The 18082-nt window shown below is 71.3% G+C and carries 20 protein-coding genes; 11 read left to right on the top strand and 9 right to left on the bottom strand.

Going from position 1 to position 18082, the window contains the following annotated elements; all coding sequences use genetic code 11:
* Both PV789_RS16010 and PV789_RS16005 read left to right on the top strand, forming a co-directional pair.
* Complete coding sequence (locus tag PV789_RS16010; protein ID WP_274973369.1) at window positions 1-1557, top strand: MFS transporter; 1557 nt, start codon at window positions 1-3, stop codon at window positions 1555-1557.
* Window positions 1558-1683: 126 nt separating this feature from the next.
* Window positions 1684-2325: a hypothetical protein gene (locus PV789_RS16005; RefSeq protein ID WP_274973368.1), complete on the top strand. Its 642-nt coding sequence runs from the start codon at window positions 1684-1686 to the stop codon at window positions 2323-2325.
* A 58-nt stretch (window positions 2326-2383) separates the two neighbouring features.
* On the opposite strand, the gene PV789_RS16000 is transcribed toward PV789_RS16005, so the two are convergent.
* The 4 genes from PV789_RS16000 to PV789_RS15985 all read right to left on the bottom strand — a co-directional run bounded on the left by PV789_RS16000 (window position 2384) and on the right by PV789_RS15985 (window position 5525).
* Complete coding sequence (locus tag PV789_RS16000) at window positions 2384-2935, bottom strand: GNAT family N-acetyltransferase (RefSeq protein ID WP_274973367.1); 552 nt, start codon at window positions 2933-2935, stop codon at window positions 2384-2386.
* 28 nt (window positions 2936-2963) lie between these two features.
* On the bottom strand, window positions 2964-3548 hold the full coding sequence (locus PV789_RS15995) for a DUF4276 family protein (RefSeq protein WP_274973366.1): 585 nt from the start codon (window positions 3546-3548) through the stop codon (window positions 2964-2966).
* Window positions 3548-4741 (bottom strand): AAA family ATPase, encoded by a 1194-nt coding sequence (locus PV789_RS15990; RefSeq protein ID WP_274973365.1) that lies wholly within the window; start codon window positions 4739-4741, stop codon window positions 3548-3550. The genes PV789_RS15995 and PV789_RS15990 overlap by 1 nt, the downstream gene beginning before the upstream one ends.
* 442 nt (window positions 4742-5183) lie before the next feature.
* Window positions 5184-5525, bottom strand: coding sequence for a hypothetical protein (locus tag PV789_RS15985; RefSeq protein WP_274973364.1), 342 nt, complete (start codon window positions 5523-5525; stop codon window positions 5184-5186).
* A gap of 98 nt (window positions 5526-5623) precedes the next feature.
* Between PV789_RS15985 and PV789_RS15980 the strand changes: the two genes are divergently transcribed.
* Window positions 5624-6394, top strand: a complete 771-nt coding sequence (locus PV789_RS15980) for a helix-turn-helix domain-containing protein (protein WP_274973363.1) — start codon at window positions 5624-5626, stop codon at window positions 6392-6394.
* Complete coding sequence (locus PV789_RS15975; RefSeq protein WP_274973362.1) at window positions 6391-6573, top strand: DUF397 domain-containing protein; 183 nt, start codon at window positions 6391-6393, stop codon at window positions 6571-6573. The genes PV789_RS15980 and PV789_RS15975 overlap by 4 nt, the downstream gene beginning before the upstream one ends.
* 105 nt (window positions 6574-6678) lie before the next feature.
* On the opposite strand, the gene PV789_RS15970 is transcribed toward PV789_RS15975, so the two are convergent.
* The 3 genes from PV789_RS15970 to PV789_RS15960 all read right to left on the bottom strand — a co-directional run bounded on the left by PV789_RS15970 (window position 6679) and on the right by PV789_RS15960 (window position 9360).
* Window positions 6679-7008: a DUF3140 domain-containing protein gene (locus PV789_RS15970; RefSeq protein WP_274973361.1), complete on the bottom strand. Its 330-nt coding sequence runs from the start codon at window positions 7006-7008 to the stop codon at window positions 6679-6681.
* An 84-nt stretch (window positions 7009-7092) separates the two neighbouring features.
* A complete protein-coding gene (locus tag PV789_RS15965; protein WP_274973360.1) occupies window positions 7093-7692 on the bottom strand; it encodes a hypothetical protein in 600 nt (199 codons plus the stop codon).
* Window positions 7693-8310: 618 nt separating this feature from the next.
* Window positions 8311-9360 carry a LacI family DNA-binding transcriptional regulator gene (locus tag PV789_RS15960; protein ID WP_274973359.1) on the bottom strand — a complete coding sequence of 350 codons (1050 nt, stop codon included), beginning with the start codon at window positions 9358-9360 and terminating at the stop codon, window positions 8311-8313.
* A 261-nt stretch (window positions 9361-9621) separates the two neighbouring features.
* Between PV789_RS15960 and PV789_RS15955 the strand changes: the two genes are divergently transcribed.
* The 5 genes from PV789_RS15955 (at window position 9622) to PV789_RS15935 (ending at window position 14795) form a co-directional block, all read left to right on the top strand.
* Window positions 9622-11139, top strand: a complete 1518-nt coding sequence (locus PV789_RS15955) for a sugar ABC transporter ATP-binding protein (RefSeq protein WP_274973358.1) — start codon at window positions 9622-9624, stop codon at window positions 11137-11139.
* Entirely contained in the window at window positions 11136-12164 is a 1029-nt protein-coding gene (locus PV789_RS15950; RefSeq protein ID WP_274973357.1) for an ABC transporter permease, read from the top strand. Before PV789_RS15955 ends, PV789_RS15950 begins: the two co-directional genes overlap by 4 nt.
* Window positions 12148-13269, top strand: a complete 1122-nt coding sequence (locus PV789_RS15945; RefSeq protein WP_274973356.1) for an ABC transporter permease — start codon at window positions 12148-12150, stop codon at window positions 13267-13269. Before PV789_RS15950 ends, PV789_RS15945 begins: the two co-directional genes overlap by 17 nt.
* Window positions 13266-14333, top strand: a complete 1068-nt coding sequence (gene rhaS / locus PV789_RS15940; RefSeq protein ID WP_274973355.1) for a rhamnose ABC transporter substrate-binding protein — start codon at window positions 13266-13268, stop codon at window positions 14331-14333. The genes PV789_RS15945 and rhaS overlap by 4 nt, the downstream gene beginning before the upstream one ends.
* 144 nt (window positions 14334-14477) lie before the next feature.
* Window positions 14478-14795, top strand: a complete 318-nt coding sequence (locus PV789_RS15935) for an L-rhamnose mutarotase (RefSeq protein ID WP_274973354.1) — start codon at window positions 14478-14480, stop codon at window positions 14793-14795.
* A gap of 31 nt (window positions 14796-14826) precedes the next feature.
* On the opposite strand, the gene PV789_RS15930 is transcribed toward PV789_RS15935, so the two are convergent.
* A complete protein-coding gene (locus tag PV789_RS15930) occupies window positions 14827-15462 on the bottom strand; it encodes a hypothetical protein (RefSeq protein WP_212644419.1) in 636 nt (211 codons plus the stop codon).
* Window positions 15463-15519: 57 nt separating this feature from the next.
* Here PV789_RS15930 and PV789_RS15925 point away from each other — a divergent pair, with 57 nt between their 5' ends.
* A complete protein-coding gene (locus tag PV789_RS15925) occupies window positions 15520-15813 on the top strand; it encodes a hypothetical protein (protein ID WP_274978158.1) in 294 nt (97 codons plus the stop codon).
* Between the two features lie 10 nt (window positions 15814-15823).
* Here PV789_RS15925 and PV789_RS15920 read toward each other — a convergent pair whose 3' ends face one another.
* Window positions 15824-17041 (bottom strand): MFS transporter, encoded by a 1218-nt coding sequence (locus tag PV789_RS15920; protein ID WP_274973353.1) that lies wholly within the window; start codon window positions 17039-17041, stop codon window positions 15824-15826.
* A 267-nt stretch (window positions 17042-17308) separates the two neighbouring features.
* On the opposite strand from PV789_RS15920, the gene PV789_RS15915 reads away from it, so the two are divergent.
* On the top strand, window positions 17309-18067 hold the full coding sequence (locus PV789_RS15915; protein ID WP_274973352.1) for a thioesterase II family protein: 759 nt from the start codon (window positions 17309-17311) through the stop codon (window positions 18065-18067).
* Window positions 18068-18082 lie beyond the last annotated feature (15 nt).

The raw sequence follows: 18082 nt of genomic DNA, 5'->3' as shown, positions 1-18082 counted from the left end.
ATGCGCGTGCGTACGACGCGTAATCGGCAGCGGAGTTCGGGTTCGCAGGCGGTGCCACGCCCCGGGGTGCTGCTCGCCAGCGTCATGCTGGGCGTTCTGGTCGTGGCCATGTCGATCTCGGGGACGGCCGTGGCCGTCCCGAACATCGGGGTGGACCTGGAGGCCTCAGGCGCCGCGCTGCACTGGGTGGTGGCCGGATACAACCTCACCTTCGCCGCGTTCACCCTGGTCTGCGGTTCCCTGGCCGACCTGTTCGGGCGAAGGCTGCTGTTCGCCGTCGGCGCGGTCGTCTTCCTCGCGGGCAACCTGGCCAGCGCCCTGGTCGGTGACATCCTCCTGCTGGACGCGGCACGCCTGCTCACCGGTGTCGGCGGCGCGGCGATCATGGCCAGCGGCGGCGCCCTGCTGGCGATGGGCTTCGACGGTGCCGCGCGGACCCGGGCCTTCGCCGCCATGGGCACCATGGCGGGGGTGGGCATCGCGATCGGCCCGACCCTGTCGGGTCTGCTGGTCGGCGCCGTGGGCTGGCGCACGGCGTTCCTGGTCTACGCCGCGGTCGGCCTGCTCATCCTGGTCGGATCGGCGTTCGTCGCCGAGTCGCGGGCCTCCGAGCGCCCGCGCGTCGACTGGGTCGGCTCGGTGACCTTCGTGGTCAGCCTGACGCTGGTGATGTACGCGGTCATCGAGGCGCCCGAGGCGGGCTGGGGGACCCCGGCGGTGGTGGGCTCGCTGGCGGCCGGTGCGGTGCTCCTCGTGCTCTTCCTCGTCGTCGAGAGCCGGGTGGCCCGGCCGGTGCTCGACCTGAGCCTGGTCCGCGACGGACGGTTCATGGCCTGGTGCCTGGCGACGCTGACCACCTCGATCGGTTTCCTGGGGGTGCTGGTCTTCCTGCCGACCTACCTCCAGGGGGTGCAGGGGATGTCCGCCCAGACCGCCGGTCTGATGATGCTCATGCTCACGGCGCCGGTGCTGGTGGCCCCGTCCCTGGGCGGGTGGATGGTCGCCGGGGGCGTGTCGGCACGCGGGATGATCGTTGTCGCGCTGCTGCTCGTTGCCGGGGGCAACGCGCTGCTCACCGTGCTCCACCCGCAGATCACCGCGCTGGGACTGGCCCTCCCCCTGGTGCTGATCGGTACCGGCATGGGATTGTCGTTCGGCATCACCGACGGCCAGGCGATGGGCGTCATCGAACCCCGGAAGGCTGGCATGGCGGCGGGTTTCCTCAACACGCTCCGCGGTGGCGCCGAAGCCCTGGTCATCGCGGTCTTCGGAGCGGCGTTGACCAGCATCGTCGCCGCCCGCACGGGATCGTCCGAAGCCGCCGCCCGGGCGACCGCCGGGGACGTGGGAGGGTCGGACGCCCTGGCCGGTCACCTCACGGCGGCCTGGGACGCCACGTCCTGGGGTGTCGCGGCCCTGTCGCTGGTCGCCACGGCCGGGGTGTTCGTGCTCCTGGCCCGGCGCCGGGGCGTGGTGGGAGGGGTTCCCGGGTCGGGCGGGACGGAGGCGGAGCCCGCGGGGCGGGGGCCCGCGGGACCGGAATCCGTTGAACGCTAGTCCGTCGAACGCTGGCGGTTCTGCGGCGTGCCGCGGCGGCCCGGAGGAGCACGGCCGGGCCGTCGGGCCTGCGGGGGCGGTTCCCCGGGGCGGGCGCTGTCACAGGCGTGTGCTTCGATGCACCTCATGAACGCACCCGAGACCGCCCTCCGCCTGCCCGAACCGGCCACCGTGCGCGACCGGTCCCACAGGACGGCGCTGCTGGAGTTCCTCGTCAACCCCGACGGCCTCTACCGCAAGTACGATTTCACGCCCGGCTGGCGGCCGGGATGGGACCTGGCCACGATGAGCAGCGGGGGAGGGGACGAGTACGCCATCGCGCTCTCGGACACGGCCGGTCTCATCCGCTGCTTCGACCACGAGTCGGAGATGAGCCCCTACGCCAACGACGAGGAGCACTGGCCGGGGACGGTCGACGCCGTGCCCGGAGAACTCGCGTTCCTTATGGCGGACACCGATTTCAACGGAGGCGACACGCTGTCGGTGAGCGCTCTGCTGTGGCGTCTGCCCGCGGACGCCTCCTGGCGCACCGGGGTCGCCGGGGACCGGGAGGACGGGTCGGGTTGGCTGCTGGGTGGTCTGTACGCCGCCGACCCCGCACGGTACTTCCACGAGGAGTTCCAGGACTACTACGAACGTTCTCTGGACCTCGACGCGGTGCGCGCGGTGTTCGAGGGAGGGCCGCTGACCGAGGAGGTCGTGGCCGGACTCAACCCCGGGGCCGACCCCGTCAAGCTGCTGCGCATGGCAGCGGCGTACCCCTCCTGACGCCCGTCACCGTAGTCGTCCCGGGACGACTGCCCACCTCGGCGGCGGACGGAGAACGTCAGCTTCCCGCATCGCGGGCGATGCGGTACAGCACGTTCGGGCGCAGCGGACCCTCGGGCACGGTGGGGTCGTCGAAGTCCTCTGCCGGGTTCCGGGTCATCCCGATCCGGCGCATCACCGCACGCGAACGCAGGTTGGCGGCCGTGGTCACGGCGAGGACCTCGTGGAGCGCGAGGACGTCGAAGCCGTGGGCCAGGACCGTTCGCGCGGCCTCGGTGGCGTAGCCGTGGCCCCAAGCTGGGCGGGCGAGCCGCCAGCCGATCTCCACCCCGGTGAACGGCATGCCCTCGTCCACGTCGTCCAGGCCCGCGAAGCCGACGAACTCGCCGGTGGCCCGCACCTCCACCGCCCACCACCCGTAGCCGCGCCGGTCGAACGCGGCCTCGAAGCGTGCGACGGAGGCGTCGCTCTGCTCGCGGGTGAGCGGGTCGCCCAGGTGCTCGCGGACCTCGGGGTCGGCGTTCATCGCGGCCCAGGGGGCGAGGTCGGAGTCCCGCCACCGGCGGAGGGTGAGGCGTTCGGTGCGCAGTTCGGTCACGCGTCCAGCCAACAGGGCTCCGGTCCCCGGGGGCAATTCCTTATCCGACGAGGAGTTGGACGGCGTGGACCAGACGCCGGAAGGAGCGGCTCCGTTCTTCCACGGCCCGCATGTCCATGGTCGCGGTGAACTTCACCCGGTGGAGCGTCTCGCGGTAGGGCTCGGTCATGAGGGCGTTCAACTGGGCCTTGGCGTCGCGCTTGGCCTCGGGGGCGTCCGGCGCCACGGCGTCAGCGCCCATCGCGGAGTGCCCGCGCAGGGACTCGGCGGCGGCCAGGAACCACGCCTCGTACTCGGGACAGGCGATCACCACCTCGACCGGGCATCGGGCGAGTGCGGGATCGGGAGCGATCGAGCGCGCTAGTTCGACGGGGCAGGTGATGTCCTTGTCGTCACCGTCCCTGAGGACGAGGACGCCGCCCCGGTCGGGAACGCGCCTGGACTGGAGCATCACCGCCCTGGCCAGCTCGTCCGTTTTGCGCATTTTCGCCGAGTCCAGGCGGAAGGGCTGCGCGACATCGATCCACGTGCCCGAGTACTCGGTCGCGACCCGGGTGAGCAGGTCCCGTACCGCCCTGTGCTCGCCGTGCCCCTCCACGATCGGGGCGATGGTGATGGGGGACATCACTCCTCTTCCCAGGACAGGCGCTCCTGGATGGGCGCGGGGAGAAGCTGGTCGGTTCTGAGCAGCTCACCGGGGGTGTAGAGGTGCTCCCGCATCGCATGGGTACCGGCATCGTCGAGGGGGCCTAGGTTGGTCTCACCGGACACGGAGCGGACCGCGTACAGCTCGGAGGGCTCGAAGTCGTCCCGGTCCAGCAGGTCGGGGCTGTGGCTGGTGACGACCACCTGACGGCGGGTGCTCGCGTCCCGGAGCGCGTCCAGCAGGACTCCGGCCGCGGCAGGGTGCAGGGCGCTCTCGGGTTCCTCGATGCCGACCGTGCTGAGGGTGTCCCCGGTGTCGGAGAAGAGGCAGACGAGGACGCCCAGGGCGCGCAGGGTGCCGTCCGAGACCGACTGGGCCGGAAACCGGCAGGGGTTCTCTGCTCCTGGCACGTCCTGTGTGAACTCCAGCGTTTCCCAGTTGCCGAGGTCCGCTCGCGAGACCCCGTGCATACCGGGAACGATCATCCGCAGGTAGTCCTCGATGCGTTCCTTGTCGCTCGCACCCTGGGGGCTGCGTTGCAGGCGGTGCAGCACACTGGCGACGTTGGACCCGTCCCGGCGCAGGAACTCACCGGAGTCGGGAGTCTGCGGCTCGCGCATGGCGTCCGGGTTCAGGCTGAAGACGCTGATGCCGGAGAGGCCCGCGTACACCCGCTCGAAGATGTCGATCCCGGCGGCCGAGACCAGGTAGAGGCGCTGGTCGTTGACCGGGGGCATGACGGGCTCGGAGGCCTTCTCCAGTTCGCCGTTCCTGACCTTGAAGAAACCCTTCCAGGATTCCGCTTCCCCGGTGGAGTACACGTGGCACTCCTCCCGGGAGATCTTGAACGCGCCTCCTCGAACCGCGGCGACCTCGAAGGCGTACGTGCCCGAGTAGGTGGGGCCTCGGAACTCCAGGTCGATCGCGAAGTGGGTCGGGTGCCCGGTCGAGCGCCGCCGTACCTCGGCCACGCCGCCCCGGCTGCGCAGTGCCTGGTCGAGCGAGGTCTGGAGGGCTTCGGAGACCAGCCTGAGAGCGTCGAGGAAGTTGCTCTTGCCGGAGCCGTTGGGGCCCACCAGGAAGAGTAGTTGGCCCAGCCTGACATCGGCTTTGGCGATGCTTCTGTAGTGCTTCAGGTGCACCCGGGTGAGCGAGAACTGGTTGGCCTGCATGGGGTTCAGTCTTTCAGCAGCCTGGCGGTAGGCCGTCAGTCTGACAGCCGTGTGAGCATGACCGGGATGTGCCCGGTGGCCCATGCCTCAGCGGGTTCGCGGGGCGGGTTGCGGGGGAGTGGACAGTGCGGAGTGTCGTCAGGGGCCGGGCGCGGGCGCGGAATGTGGGGGATACGTATGGCAGCGCTCACAGTGGGTGCGGGGGAAGGGGGCTGCGGCGCGATCGCCATGTCGGTTTCCTTTTCTCTAAGGTTTTTCAAGGCACTGGCCGTACTCCGGAAGCGTTGGTTTCATTCGCCAGAGCTTGTGCGTGATCGGCCGGAGGCATGTGGTGGGTGGGGCGAGAGGTGTGGATATCCGAGGCGTCATTTCTCGGGTGGAAAATGGAGAGTGAAGGTTTCTCCAGGATTGGTGCCGGTATCGCCGTTTTTGTCTTCTGGGCTCACCGTGTTCCGCGAACCTGGCGGTAGGCGGAACGGTTCGGCAGCGGCGGCTGGAACCCGGCCCTGTCCTCGACCACGGAGTCCACGAGGAGGTCGAGCCGGTCGCGCTCTACGTACTTCCAGGTGCCGTGCCGGTCCTGGTAGCTCCAGGAGAAGTCGTCCTTGAGGCCGATGGCGACGTTGCCCAGGTAGGAGGGGCCGACGAGGGCGCGTTCGACGTCGGGGCCGTGGGTCCAGGGGAAGCGGCGCCACTCGACGGTGAAGGTCAGGCCCCGCTGGCTCTGGAAGGCGGTGACGGCGGCGGCGAACATGTCGTCGGAGGATTTCCGTGTTTCGTTCATGCCCTCAGCATCCGACGGGGGATATCTGTTCCTCCAGTGAGTGAGTTGTATCTACAAAGGGATGGTCCCAAGAGGAACGCCGAGGATAGCTTTGGGTCATGGTGCAACACGATTTCGGTGCATATCTGGCCGAAGAGCGCAATAACTCTGGCTACACCCTCCGCAAGCTTGCGGCGCTGGTGAACCTGAGCCCATCGACCATCTCCCGCTGGGAGAACAACCACGTGGTCCCACTCCGGAGCGAAGTGGAGAAAGTGGACAAAGCCCTGGAGTTGCAGGGGCGGCTTGTCAGTGTGTGGGAGTTCGCGAAGGCGGAAGGGCTCCCGCAGTGGATGCACAGCGTCTCGCGGCTGGAGGAGGCCGCCGAGACGATAGACCTGATATCCCCCTTGCTGGTGCCTGGGTTGTTGCAGTCTCCGAGTTACGCGCGACTGGTGTTCGAGGAGTCGCTGATGGGACGTGAGCCGGGTGACCTTGAGCGCTTGGTGGCGCTGAGGTGTGGCAGGTATGAGCAGTTGCGGAAGCTCAACAACCCTCGGACCATTGCAGTGTTTCCTGTGACGGCGGTGACCTGCGTCCCTGCCCGGGTTCGAAAGGAACAGGTTTCGCACCTTTTGTCCGTCGCTGAAATGGGCAAGATGCGTTTCCACCTGGTCCCAGAAGATTCCATCCTGCTCGGGGTGACGTCCATGCTGCTGCTGTTCCACCTTCGTGACGGTGGGAAAGCGGCTGTGAGCGACCATGTGGACGGCGCTACCTTGTATGAGGACACGAAGGTGTACGACCGCTTGCATGGTCTGGTGAAACAAGCACTGGGTAGCGCTCTGCCTGCGACCCAGTCTCGAAAAGTTCTGGAGGAACTACGGTGAGCGAGCGACGCGACTTCCACAAGTCCAGCTACAGCACGTCGGGCGGGAACTGCGTGGAGGTCAGCGAAGGCCGAGACACCCTCGTGCGCGACACCCAGAACCGGGAGCTGGGCCATCTCAGCTTCGACCACCGTGAGTGGACCTCCCTCCTCTCCCTGCTGGCGTCGTCTCCCCGATAACGACAGCGTTCCCGGCGTTCTCCGCGCTCTCCCCGAGACATCAGGACCCCCGTTCCGCATCCTGGAACGGGGGTCCTGCGCTTGCGGACCGCTCAGCGCGGCGCGTCAGCCCTTGAGCGGATCGTGCCCCCAGTTCATCAGCGAGTACCGCCACGGGGTCTCGCTCGGGTCCCCGGACGGTTTCTGCGCCAGGTGCCGGTGCACGTAACCGGTGACCTTGCGCATGTGCTCGTAGTCCTGCTCCTTCAGATCACCCTGCGAAGCGTGCAGGATGTCCACGATCCGTCGCCCCGAGCGGTGGCCCTTGGACTCCCCCTCACCCTCGCCCACGGACTTCGACTCCTCGGTCTCCAGCCACCGTTCCAGTTCCTTGGGCGTCATGTTGACCGCCTCGCCGAACTCCTGCCGGACCTGCCGCTGCTGCTTCTCGTCCATGTCCCCGCCCCCGTCTCCCCGTTGTCCGTTTCCCGGCCAGCCCCCGGAGCGGCTGTGCCTCCGCCTGTGTCCGCACCTGCGCGGTCAGCCCTCGGCGCGCCTGTCGAGCACGCGTAACACGGTCTTGCGGGCCTTGTGCCCGCGCTCGTGCTCGGCTGCGCTGCGGGCCTGCTTCGAGGACATTCCCCGCGCCTTCTTGGCGGCCTCGGCGGCGGGCAGCCGGTCCAGTTCGACAGACCTGCGGGCCGACTTCGCGGCCGGAGGGTTCGGCGAACGTCCCTCCCCTCGCTCGTCGTCCCGGCGCTTGGTGCGCCGCGCCTGCCGCCGCTCTTGGGGACTGAGCTGCTCCCAGGCGTGGCGCGGAAGGTAGCGGTCGGTGCCTCCGGGTTCCTTGGAACCGCTGTCGCGCGCCCGCGCATTGCCGGAGGCCGTCTGCCACTCCTCCTCGGTCCACTTCCGCAGGTCGCGCTGTTCGCCGCTCCTGCGGTCCGGGTGCCGGTAGCCGCCGCCCTCGCGTTCGTACTCCTGGGTGAGCAGTTGGCTCTTGCGCGCCGACCACTTCCCGGCGGCCCCGCCCTTGTCCGAGGCCTTGATCCGCTCCTTGAGCCTCTCCCGTAACTTCGGGTCGGTGTAGTCCCTGCGGTAGTCGTCCGCGTCCTTGCCCTTGCCCGTGTCCTTGCCCATGTGGGCCGACTACCCCTCCCGCCGGGCCGCTACAACCCTGAGCAGGGCTTTTGCTGTGGCTTGTCTGGGGTGCGCGTCAGCTCGGGCTCTACGGGTGCCTGGTTGCTGACGCAGCGACGCTCTACAACTTGCGGACCCCCTACGACGCGCGGTCACGCGCGGGGCTTCATGGCCGCTCTCGGTCTGAACCGTGTACCCCCGTTCACGGATGGCTGGGGGAGATTCCCGGTGGGCGTTCCCCCCGGCGACCTCCCGAACCCCTCCGTGACGCCCACCAGACACCTGAAGTGACCGGCGCGCAGGGATCTCCTTCGGCAAGTTCGCTAGGCGAACTTGCTCTCAGTCGGTCCCCGCCCCCAACACTGAACCTCGGAGCCAGTGCCCACCACGACCACCCACCCCCCAGGGGCTGAACTGGAACGCGCACGCCCTACGGGTGCCTGGCTGCCGTCACCTACACGCTCTACGCCAACCCCCACGGGTGAACGACCACCACACATGCCACCCCAACCCCCTACGGCATGCCGCCAGCCTGGGCTCTGCGGGCGGGTGGTTCGGCTTTGCGGAGGGCTCAACCCCCTGCGGCGTCGCCGCTGTGTGCTCTACGCCAACCGCAGTTCAGGGGCGGTACACCGCCGTCGAACCCCGCACCACCAGTTCCGGGGTGAACAGCACCCGCTCGTGGACGTGCTCGCCGTGGTTCAGCTCCGACTCCAGCAGGCGCATCGCCGCCCGGCCCAGTTCGTACTTGGGCTGGGCCACCGTGGTCAGCCCCGGGTGCACCAGGTCGGCGAAGTCCACGTTGTCGTAGCCCACCACCGACATGTCCTCGGGCACCCGCAGGCCCCGCTGGCCCAGGCCCTTCATCACGCCGAGCGCCAGTTGGTCGTTGGCGCAGAACACGGCCTGGGGGCGCTGCCGCGGCCCCCCGCTCAGGATCGCGTCCACCGCCCGCTCGCCCTGCTCGGGGTTGAGCAGCGGTTGCTCGACCACCCGTACGCGGGTGTCCGGGTCCAGCCCGGCCTCGGTGAAGGCGTCGCGCAGCCCCTCGTGCCGCCTGCGCACCTGCTCGATGGCGAACGGCCCGGTCAGGAAGGTCACCGTCTCGTGTCCCAGCCCGATGAGGTGCCTCCCGGCCGCCATCCCGCCCGCGTGGTTGTCCACGCTGACGCTGCACCCCACGTCCTCGGCGACGTCGCCCCGGTCCAGGGCCACCCAGAAGGTCCCCTGGCGGCTCAACCACAGAAGGTCCGACAGGTCGTCGTCCACGGGCATCACCACGGCCCCGGCCGCGCGCTGCTCGGCCAGCAGGCGCACGTTGCGCTGCTGGCGCTCGCGCTTCTCGGCGGAGTTGAGCAGCACCACGGCGAGTCCGGATCCGGCCGCCTCGTCCTCCACGCCCCGTGCGACCTCGGTGAAGAACGGATTGGTCACGTCCAGCACGAGTAGGCCCACGGACTCGCTGCGTCCCGAGCGCAGGCTGCTGCCGGAGGAGTTGCGCACGTAGTCGAGCTCGGTGATGGCCGCCTCGACCCGCAGGCGGGTGGCCTCGGCGACGCGCTCGGGGCGGTTGAGCACGTTGGACACGGTTCCGGGCGAGACCCCGGCGCGCCGGGCGACCTCGGTGATACCCACGCCGCGGCGTGCGTTGGGGGACCTGGTGGACAAGGGGCTTCTCCCGTGCGTGTGCGGAGGGCGATGCGAAGCATCGTACTCACACCCCGATTGAAACGTGTCAATTCCGTGTCCGGAGTGGGGTGTTCCGAGCCGCATGGCTTGCTGGAAAGGGCTTACCGGCACGGAAGCCGTTATCGGGGTGAGACCTGCGAATTCTCGGGTGATCCTCTTGACGGTGTGATGTGGGGCACTTAACATCCACTTCATATTAAAACGTTTTTGCCGGGCATGGCAAAGAGAAGGAGGGCGCACGTGGACCCAGCAGAGGTCCCCCCACCCCTCGCCCTGGTCGACGTCACCAAGTCCTTCGGAAGCGTCCGGGCCCTGCGGGGGCTGTCCCTGGAACTGCGCTCCGGAGAGATCCACGCACTGGTGGGCGAGAACGGGGCGGGCAAGTCCACCCTGGTCAAGACCATCGCGGGGGTGCACCGGCCGGACGGCGGGCAGGTGCTCGTGGACGGCCGCCCCGCGGAGTTCGCCGCGCCCGTGGACGCCCAGCGCGCCGGGGTCGCGGTCATCCACCAGGAACCCACGCTGTTCCCCGACCTGTCGGTGGCCGAGAACATCTTCGTCGGCCGCCAGCCCCGCACCCGCCTGCGCACCATCGACCGCGGCCGCATGCGCCGCGACACCCGGGAGGTCTTCGCGCGCCTGGGCGTGGACATGGACCCCGACCGCCCCGCCCGGGGGCTGTCCATCGCCGACCAGCAGCTCGTGGAGATCGCCAAGGCCCTCACCCGCCGGGCGCGGGTCCTGGTCATGGACGAGCCCACCGCCGCCCTCTCCGGGGTGGAGGCCGAGCGCCTGTTCACCGTCGCCCGCACCCTGCGCGACTCCGGCGCGGCGCTGCTGTTCATCTCCCACCGCTTCGACGAGGTCTTCGCCCTGTGCGACCGCGTCACCGTGGTCCGCGACGGCGCGTTCGTCTCCTGCGACCCCACCGGCGACCTGGACGTGGACACCGTCGTGCGCCGCATGGTCGGCCGCGAGGTCAGCAGCCTCTACCCCAAGGAGGAGGCCGAGCGCGGCGAGGTCCTGCTGGAGGTCGACGGCCTGACCCGCCACGGCGTGTTCGCCGACGTGTCCTTCTCGGTGCGCGCCGGGGAGATCGTCGCCCTGGCCGGACTGGTCGGCGCCGGACGCAGCGAGGTCGTCCGCGCCGTGTTCGGCGTGGACCGCTACGACGCGGGCACCGTGCGGGTGGAGGGCAGGCCGCTGGCGCCGGGGCGGCCCCGGGCCGCCATGGCCGCCGGACTGGCCCTGGTCCCCGAGGACCGCCGCCAGCAGGGCCTGGTCATGGAGTCCTCCATCGAGCGCAACGCCACCGCCACCCGCCGCCGACCGCTCAGCCGCCTGGGCCTGTTGCGCCCCCGCGCCGAACGCGACTCCGCCCGCGAGTGGGGCGAGCGCCTGAACCTGAGGTTCGGCCGCCTCACCGACCCCGTCTCCACCCTCTCCGGCGGCAACCAGCAGAAAGTCGTCCTGGCCAAGTGGCTGTCCACCGAACCCCGCGTGCTCTTCGTGGACGAGCCCACGCGCGGCATCGACGTGGGCACCAAGGCCGAGGTCCACCGCCTGCTGTCCACCCTCGCGGGCCGGGGACTGGCCGTCGTCATGGTCTCCAGCGAACTCCCCGAGGTGCTGGGCATGGCCGACCGGGTCCTGGTCATGCACGAGGGCCGGGTCACCGCCCACCTGGACCGCGGGGAGGCCGACGAGGAGTCGGTCATGTACGCGGCCACCGGACAGCGACCGAGCGAGGCCGCATGACGAACACGGTCGGTACCGCCCCCGCCCCCGCCCCCGTTCCCGCCGCGCGCCGCAGGCTCCAGTTCCGCGAACTCGGCGTGCTCCTGGCCGTGGTGGTCCTCGTGGCCGCCACCTGGCTCCACAACCCCGGCTTCCTGTCCAGCCAGGGCGTGCGCGACCTGTTCCTGGGCGCCACCGTCCTGTCCGTCCTCGCCGTCGGCCAGGCCCTGGTCCTCATCACCAGGAACGTCGACCTCTCGGTCGGCTCGGTCATGGGCCTGTCGGCCTTCGGCACCGGCCTGCTGTTCGTGTCCTTCCCGGGCCTGCCCGTGCCCGTCGCGATGCTCGCCGGGATCGGTATCGGCCTGGTCGCGGGGCTGCTCAACGGACTGCTGGTCACCACCGTGCGGGTTCCCGCCCTGGTCGTCACCCTGGGCACCCTGTACGCCTACCGCGGCCTCAACCACTGGTGGGCCGGGGGCGAGCAGGTCAACGCCCACGACATGCCCGACTCCTTCCTGCTCCTGGGCCGCTTCAGCGTCCTGGGCGTGCCCCTGCCCGCCGCGGTCGCCATCGCCGTGGTCGCCGTCGTGGGCTTCTACCTCGCCAGCTACCGCTCGGGCCGCGAGCTGTACGCGATCGGCTCCGACGCCGACGCCGCACGGCTCTCCGGCATCCCCGTCGCGCGCCGCGTCACCTGGGCCTTCGCCGCCAACGGGGCCCTGGCCGGGCTGGCCGGGGTGCTCTTCGCCGCCCGCTACGGCACCGTCGACTCCACCGTGGGCACCGGCATGGAACTCCAGGTCGTCGCCGCGGCCGTGGTCGGCGGCGTGGCCATCGCCGGAGGCGTGGGCACCGTCTACGGGGCCGCGCTCGGCGCCGTCCTGCTCACCACCATCACCGCGGCCCTGCCCATCTGGCAGGTCGACCAGTTCTGGCACCAGGCGGTGGTGGGCGCGCTCATCCTGGCCGCCATCGGCCTGGACCGGCTGCTCGCGGTGCGTACCGCGCGCAGGCTTCGAGGAGGAGGTGCCCGTGGCGCCTGAACGCACCGTCACCGCCCCCGCCCCCGACCGTGTGCCCGAGGGCTCCCCGGCGCGGGGACCCGGCGGCCCCGGCCGGATCCGGTCGCTGCTCTCTGCCCGCGAGGCGCCCGTGGTGGGCGCGCTCGTGGTCGCCCTGCTGGCCGCCGGACTGTTCGTGGACATGTTCGCCACCGCGCGCAACATCGACTTCCTGGTGCTGAGCGTGGCCGCCATCGCCCTGATGGCCCTGCCGATGACGCTCATCGTCATCACCGGCGAGATCGACCTGTCGGTGGCCAGCACCCTGGCGCTGACCAGCGCCACCCTGGGCGTGCTGTGGGAGGCCGGGGTCGCCATCGAAACGGCCCTGTGGATCTGCCTGGCCGTGGGCGCGCTGCTGGGCGCCCTCAACGGGTTCCTGGTCACGGTGTGCGGGCTGCCGTCCCTGGCCGTGACCATCGGCACCATGGCCCTGTACCGGGGGCTGGCCTACGTGCTGCTCGGCGACCGCGCCGTGGCCAGCTACCCCCAGAGCTGGGTCAGCGGAGCCAGGGCGCCCTTCCTGGGCGTGGAGGGCCTGCCGTGGATCGCCGTGGCGGTCCTGGTCCTGGCCGTGCTGTTCGGGGTGCTGCTGCACGCCACCGCCGTCGGCCGCTCGCTGTTCGACATCGGCAACAACGACGAGGCCGCCCGCTTCACCGGGGTGCCGGTGCGCTGGACCAAGTTCTGGCTGTTTACGCTCAGCGGCGCGGTGGCCTCCGGGGCCGGGGTCTTCTGGACCCTGCAGTACGGCACCTCCCGCGCCGACACCGCCCTCGGCCTCGAACTCCAGGTCGTGGCCGCGGTCCTGCTCGGCGGGGTGTCCATCTTCGGCGGGGTCGGTTCGATCCTGGGCGTGCTGAGCGGCGTCGTGCTGCTGGGCGCGATCCGCAACGCCCTCCAGCTGTTCGGCATCAGCAGCGAGGTCCTCCAGATCGTCACCGGCCTCATCCTCATCGCCTCCGTCGTCACCCCCAACCTCGTGGCCCGGCTGCGCGCCGGACGCGCACCCGGACCCAGCCCCTCCTCACCCCCGGCCGCGGCACCGTCCGCCGCGTCCGCCCCCACCAAGGGAGAACACTCATGACCCAGGGCCGCCCACGCCACCTGCTCCTGGCCGCGTCCGCGTTCGCGGTGCTGACGACCGCCGCCTGCGGCGGGGGCACCACCATCGAGGACGCCCAGGAGGAGAACCGGGCCGGGCCGACCGGCACCGCCGACCCCGACGCGCAGATCCCCGAGGGCCTGAAGATCGACTTCCTGCCCAAGCAGCTCAACAACCCCTTCTTCGAGATCGTCAACCAGGGCGGCGCCGAGGCCGTCGAGGAGGTCGGGGGCACGGCCACCGAGCGCGGGGGCACCGAGGCCACGGCCGACTCCCAGGTGGAGTACGTCAACGCGGCCAGCCAGGCGGGCAGCGACGTCATCGTGATCGCCGCCAACGACCCCGACGCGGTCTGCCCCGCGCTCAACGAGGCCCGTGACAACGGCGCGGCCATCGTCGGCTACGACTCGAACGCCAACTGCACCGACGTGTTCGTCAACCAGTCCTCCACCGAGCTCATCGGCCGCACCCTGGTCGAGATGATCGCCGAGGACCTGGGTGGCGAGGGCACCTTCGCGGTGCTCTCGGCCACTCCCAACGCCACCAACCAGAACGCCTGGATCGCGGCGATGGAGGAGGTGCTGGCCGAGGAGGAGTACGCCGGCCTGGAGCTGGTCGAGACCGTCTACGGCAACGACGACGACCTGGAGTCCTTCCAGGAGATGCAGGGCCTCATGCAGTCCCACCCCGACCTGGACGGCGTGGTCTCGCCGACCACCGTGGGCATCGCCGCGGCGGCCCGCTACGTCAGCGACTCCGAGTACCGGGGCGAGGTGGCCGTGACCGGCCTGGGCACGCCCAACCAGATGCGCGAGTTCGTGGACGACGGCACCGTGAGCCGGTTCGCCCTGTGGAACCCGCTCGACCTGGGCTACCTGGCCGGGTACACCGGCGCGGCGCTCAAGGCCGGGCAGATCACCGGCGCCGAGGGCGAGACCTTCACGGCCGGACGCCTGGGCGAGTTCACGTTCGAGACCGAGGGGGAGATCGTGCTCGGCCCGCCGCAGGTCTTCGACGCCGGGAACGTGGACGACTTCGACTTCTGAGCCCGTCTCCGGGGGCGCCCGGCACACGGAAACCTGGCCGGGGCGACTCCGTCCGGCCCGACGTGCCGCAATACGTAACGCTTTGCACAGAACCGTCATGGTCTGTCGTGCCTTATCCGTATCCGTCCCACAGGAAGGACGCCCGTGCAGCGCGTATGCTTCATCCTCAAGGTCCGCCGGGAACGCCTCGCCGAGTACCGCGAACGGCACGCCGAGGTGTGGCCGGAGATGCGCGAGGCCCTCAGCGCCACCGGCTGGCACAACTACTCGCTGTTCTGCACCGAGGAGGGCATGGTCGTGGGTTACCTGGAGACCGAGGACTTCGAGGCCGCCCGCGCCGCGATGGCCCGGACCGGGGTCAACGCCCGCTGGCAGGCCGAGATGGCGCCGTTCTTCGAGGGCCTGCCCGGCCGCCCCGACGAGGGCATGGTGCCGCTGACCGAGGTCTTCCACCTCGCCTGACGGGGGGCGGCCCCACGCCAGGTGCCCGTGGTCACTCGGCGGGCAGGTCCACGCGGATCTCCCCGCCGAGGGACGCACCGCCCTCCAGTTCCAGGTCGTCACCGCTCCAGAACCGCCCCGGGTCGTAGTACCCGGGCAGGCGCCCCGGGGGCAGCAGCCCCATGGCCTCGTAGGTCAGGGCGATCACCTCGGCGCAGTAGGCCGTCTCCAGCGCGCGCTCGCGCGCGCCCCGCCCGAAGGGAAGCTTGCGCAGGGGCAGGCGTCCGCGCGCCCAGCGGGCGGCCATCTGGGTGGTGGAGGGGAAGGGGGTGCCGTTGAGCCGGGCGACCGTGCGCAGGGCGGCGTCCTCCATCGCGCCGTCCGCCAGGGGGTCGAGCTGGCGCAGCCAGCCGCGCTGGCCGTACTTGCGGCCCCACACCAGCACGGCGTCGCGCAGGTCGTGCAGCTGTACGCCGCGCTGGTGCCTGCCGGTCCACACGTCGGGCAGGGACCGGCCGAGTTCGGCGTGCCACATCAGCGGCGGCAGGTCCTCGACCACGATGGACATGCCGACGTGGTTGACCGGGCTGTTGGTGGTGATCTGGATGGCGCGGTCGGCCGCGCTCGTGCCGCGGAAGACCCAGACGTCACCGGTCCGGGTGAGCTCCAGCGCCTCGTTCAGGGACATGCTCGTGTCTGCCACACCGCTAGCCTAGGGAACATGCGTTGGTGGAAGGCCCTTGGAGTGGCCGCTTTCGTGGGCGTCGCGGCGACCGGCGCGGTGATCGCGCGGGACCAGCGGCAGCGCCGTGCCTACACCCCCGAACAGGTTAGGGACCGGTTGCGCGAGCGCGCCGCCCGGGCCGAGGACGCCGGGACGGACGGTGCGGCCGGGACGACCGGAACCGCCGTGGAACCGGGGGAGGACCTCGGCGTGCCCGTGTGGCGCCGTCGGCTGACCGGGCTGGCCGCGGGGGTGCGGCGTTCCGCTGCGGCGGCCCTGGGGCTGCTGCGGGGCCGCGTCGACCGCTCGGTCTGAGCGGCCGCGGTCAGCACACGGTCGCCGGCCGGTCCGGGTCGGCGAGGCGGGAGACGCCGGGAACGGCCAGCGGCACGAGCGTGGTCACCAGCCCGACCGCCGCAGCGCCGACCAGCACGGGGCGCGGCCCCACGGTCTGTGCCAGGGCTCCGGCCAGCGCGTACCCGACCGGTTCCAGCGCGAAGCTGCCCACCTCGTCGACGCTGATCACCACGCTGAGCAGGTCCTGGGGGATCGCCCGTTGCAGGGCGGTGTACCAGTACACGCCCAGGAGCATGAAGCCCGTGCCGGTGGCGGCGTAGCCGGTCAGCAGCAGCCAGGCGGGCACGGTCGCGGCCAGGCCCAGCAGGACCAGCGGGTAGACGAGCACACCCGCCAGGGAGACCAGGCCGGGGCGCGCCGGGCTCCAGCGGGCGGCGACGACCCCGCCCAGGAGCTGGCCCGCCGACATGCACGACAGCGCCAGCCCGTAGACGGGTTCGGCGTAGGAGTCGGCGACCACGATCGGCAGCAGGGTGAACCCGGGTGCGAGGGTGGCCGGTGCCTGCACGGTGGCTACCGCGATGACCGCCACCACCCAGGGCCGCCGCACCACCTCGCGCAGCCCCGCCCGGAGGTTCGCGCCCATCGTGGCCCCGGAGCGCTCGGCGGACGGCGCCGCCTCGCGCACCAGCGGCAGCACGGCGCCGCCCACCGCGAAGGCGGCGGCGACCACGGCGAACACCGCCCGCGCCTCCAGGGCGGCGAGCAGCACCCCGGCCACGGCGGGGCCGGTCACGCCCATGGCGCGTCCCACGACGTTGCGCAGGGCGTTGGCCTCGCGCAGCCGGTCGCCGGGGACCAGCAGCGGCACGATCGATCCGGCGGCGGGTTCGCTGACCGAACCGGCCGTGCCGCTGGCCGCCGCCAGACACACGAACCAGGCGGCTGAGTCGGGGCCCAGCGCGAAGCCGAGCATGACCGCGCACTGGGCCAGGTCGCCCGCGGCCAGGGCGGTGGACTTGCGGACCCTGCTCACCAGTGCGCCCGACAGCAGGGTGCACAGGGAGCCCGCCACGCCGCGCGCGCCCAGGACCAGGCCCAGGAGCAGCGGCCCGTGTCCGTCCAGCACCAGGCCGACCACGGCCACGGGCAGCATCGCCGAGCCGAGTTCGTCGGCGCCCCTGCCCGTGAGGAGGAGGCGGAATCCCCGGTGGCGCAGGGTCGGGGGCAGCGCACGCGCGCGCATCGGGGCCTCCTCGGGGGAAGCCCCCAGTGTGCCGGTGGCCCCCGCGGCCCGGCGAGTGGTTTTTCCGGCCACCGCGGGGCGGAGGCGGCTCCCCGGCGGGGGCCGGGTGTTCCGGCGCGTTCCGCGGGTAGCGGGTCGTGTTCCAGCCCGGGGCGCGCGCACCCGGAACGGGACTGTTGTTACCGGCTGGTACTACCGACTGGTAGTTTTGCTCTGTTGCGGTGGCCGAACGGCCGCACCCGGATACGGACAGCGAGGAAACAGGCAGTGCACGAGGGCGTCCTCATCCGGCCCCGACCCGTTCCCCGGGCAGGCTTCCGGATCTTCCTGCTGCACCACGCGGGCGGGTCCTCCCTGGGCTACCGGCCCTGGGTGCGCCACTTCCCGGCCGACTGGGAGGTGTGCCTGGTCGAGGCGCCAGGACGCGGCCGGGCGGCGGAGGAGAAGCCCTTCCGCGACGCCGGAGGGCTCGCCCGCCACCTGCTCGCGCGCCTGGCCCCCGAACTGGACCGACCCTTCGGCTTCTTCGGCCACAGCATGGGCGCGCTCCTGGCCCACGAACTGACCGCCCGGCTGGCCGCCGACGGCCCCGCCGAGCCCGCCTGGCTCGGGGTGTCCGCGTGGAGCCCGGCCCCGGGCCCCGAGCACGACGCGCCCCGGCACTTGCTGCCCTCCGAACAGCTGCGCCGGGGCATCGCCCGCATGGGCGGGACCGCCGCCGGTTCCCTGGACGACCCCGAGCAGTGGAAGATCGTGGAGCCGCTGATCCGCGCCGACCTCGAACTCGTCGACACCTGGCGCCCGGATCCGGACGCCCCGCCGCTGCGGACGCCGCTGTCGGTCTTCGGCGGCCGGGACGACCCCGGCGTCACGCCCGAGCGCCTCGCCGCCTGGGACGACCGCGCCTCGGGGCCGGTGGAGCGCCACATCCTGCCCGGCGAGCACTTCTACTTCGTCGGCCGGACCGGCGACGTGGTCACCCGCATCGTCAAGGACGTCCGGGCCGCCCTGCCCCAGGACGTCTAGTCACCTCCGTTCCTG

The organism is Nocardiopsis camelliae (assembly GCF_028993595.1).
GTDB lineage: Bacteria > Actinomycetota > Actinomycetes > Streptosporangiales > Streptosporangiaceae > Nocardiopsis > Nocardiopsis dassonvillei.
Note: the sequence above shows the minus strand (reverse complement) of the source record. Positions and strands in the feature narration are given on the sequence as shown.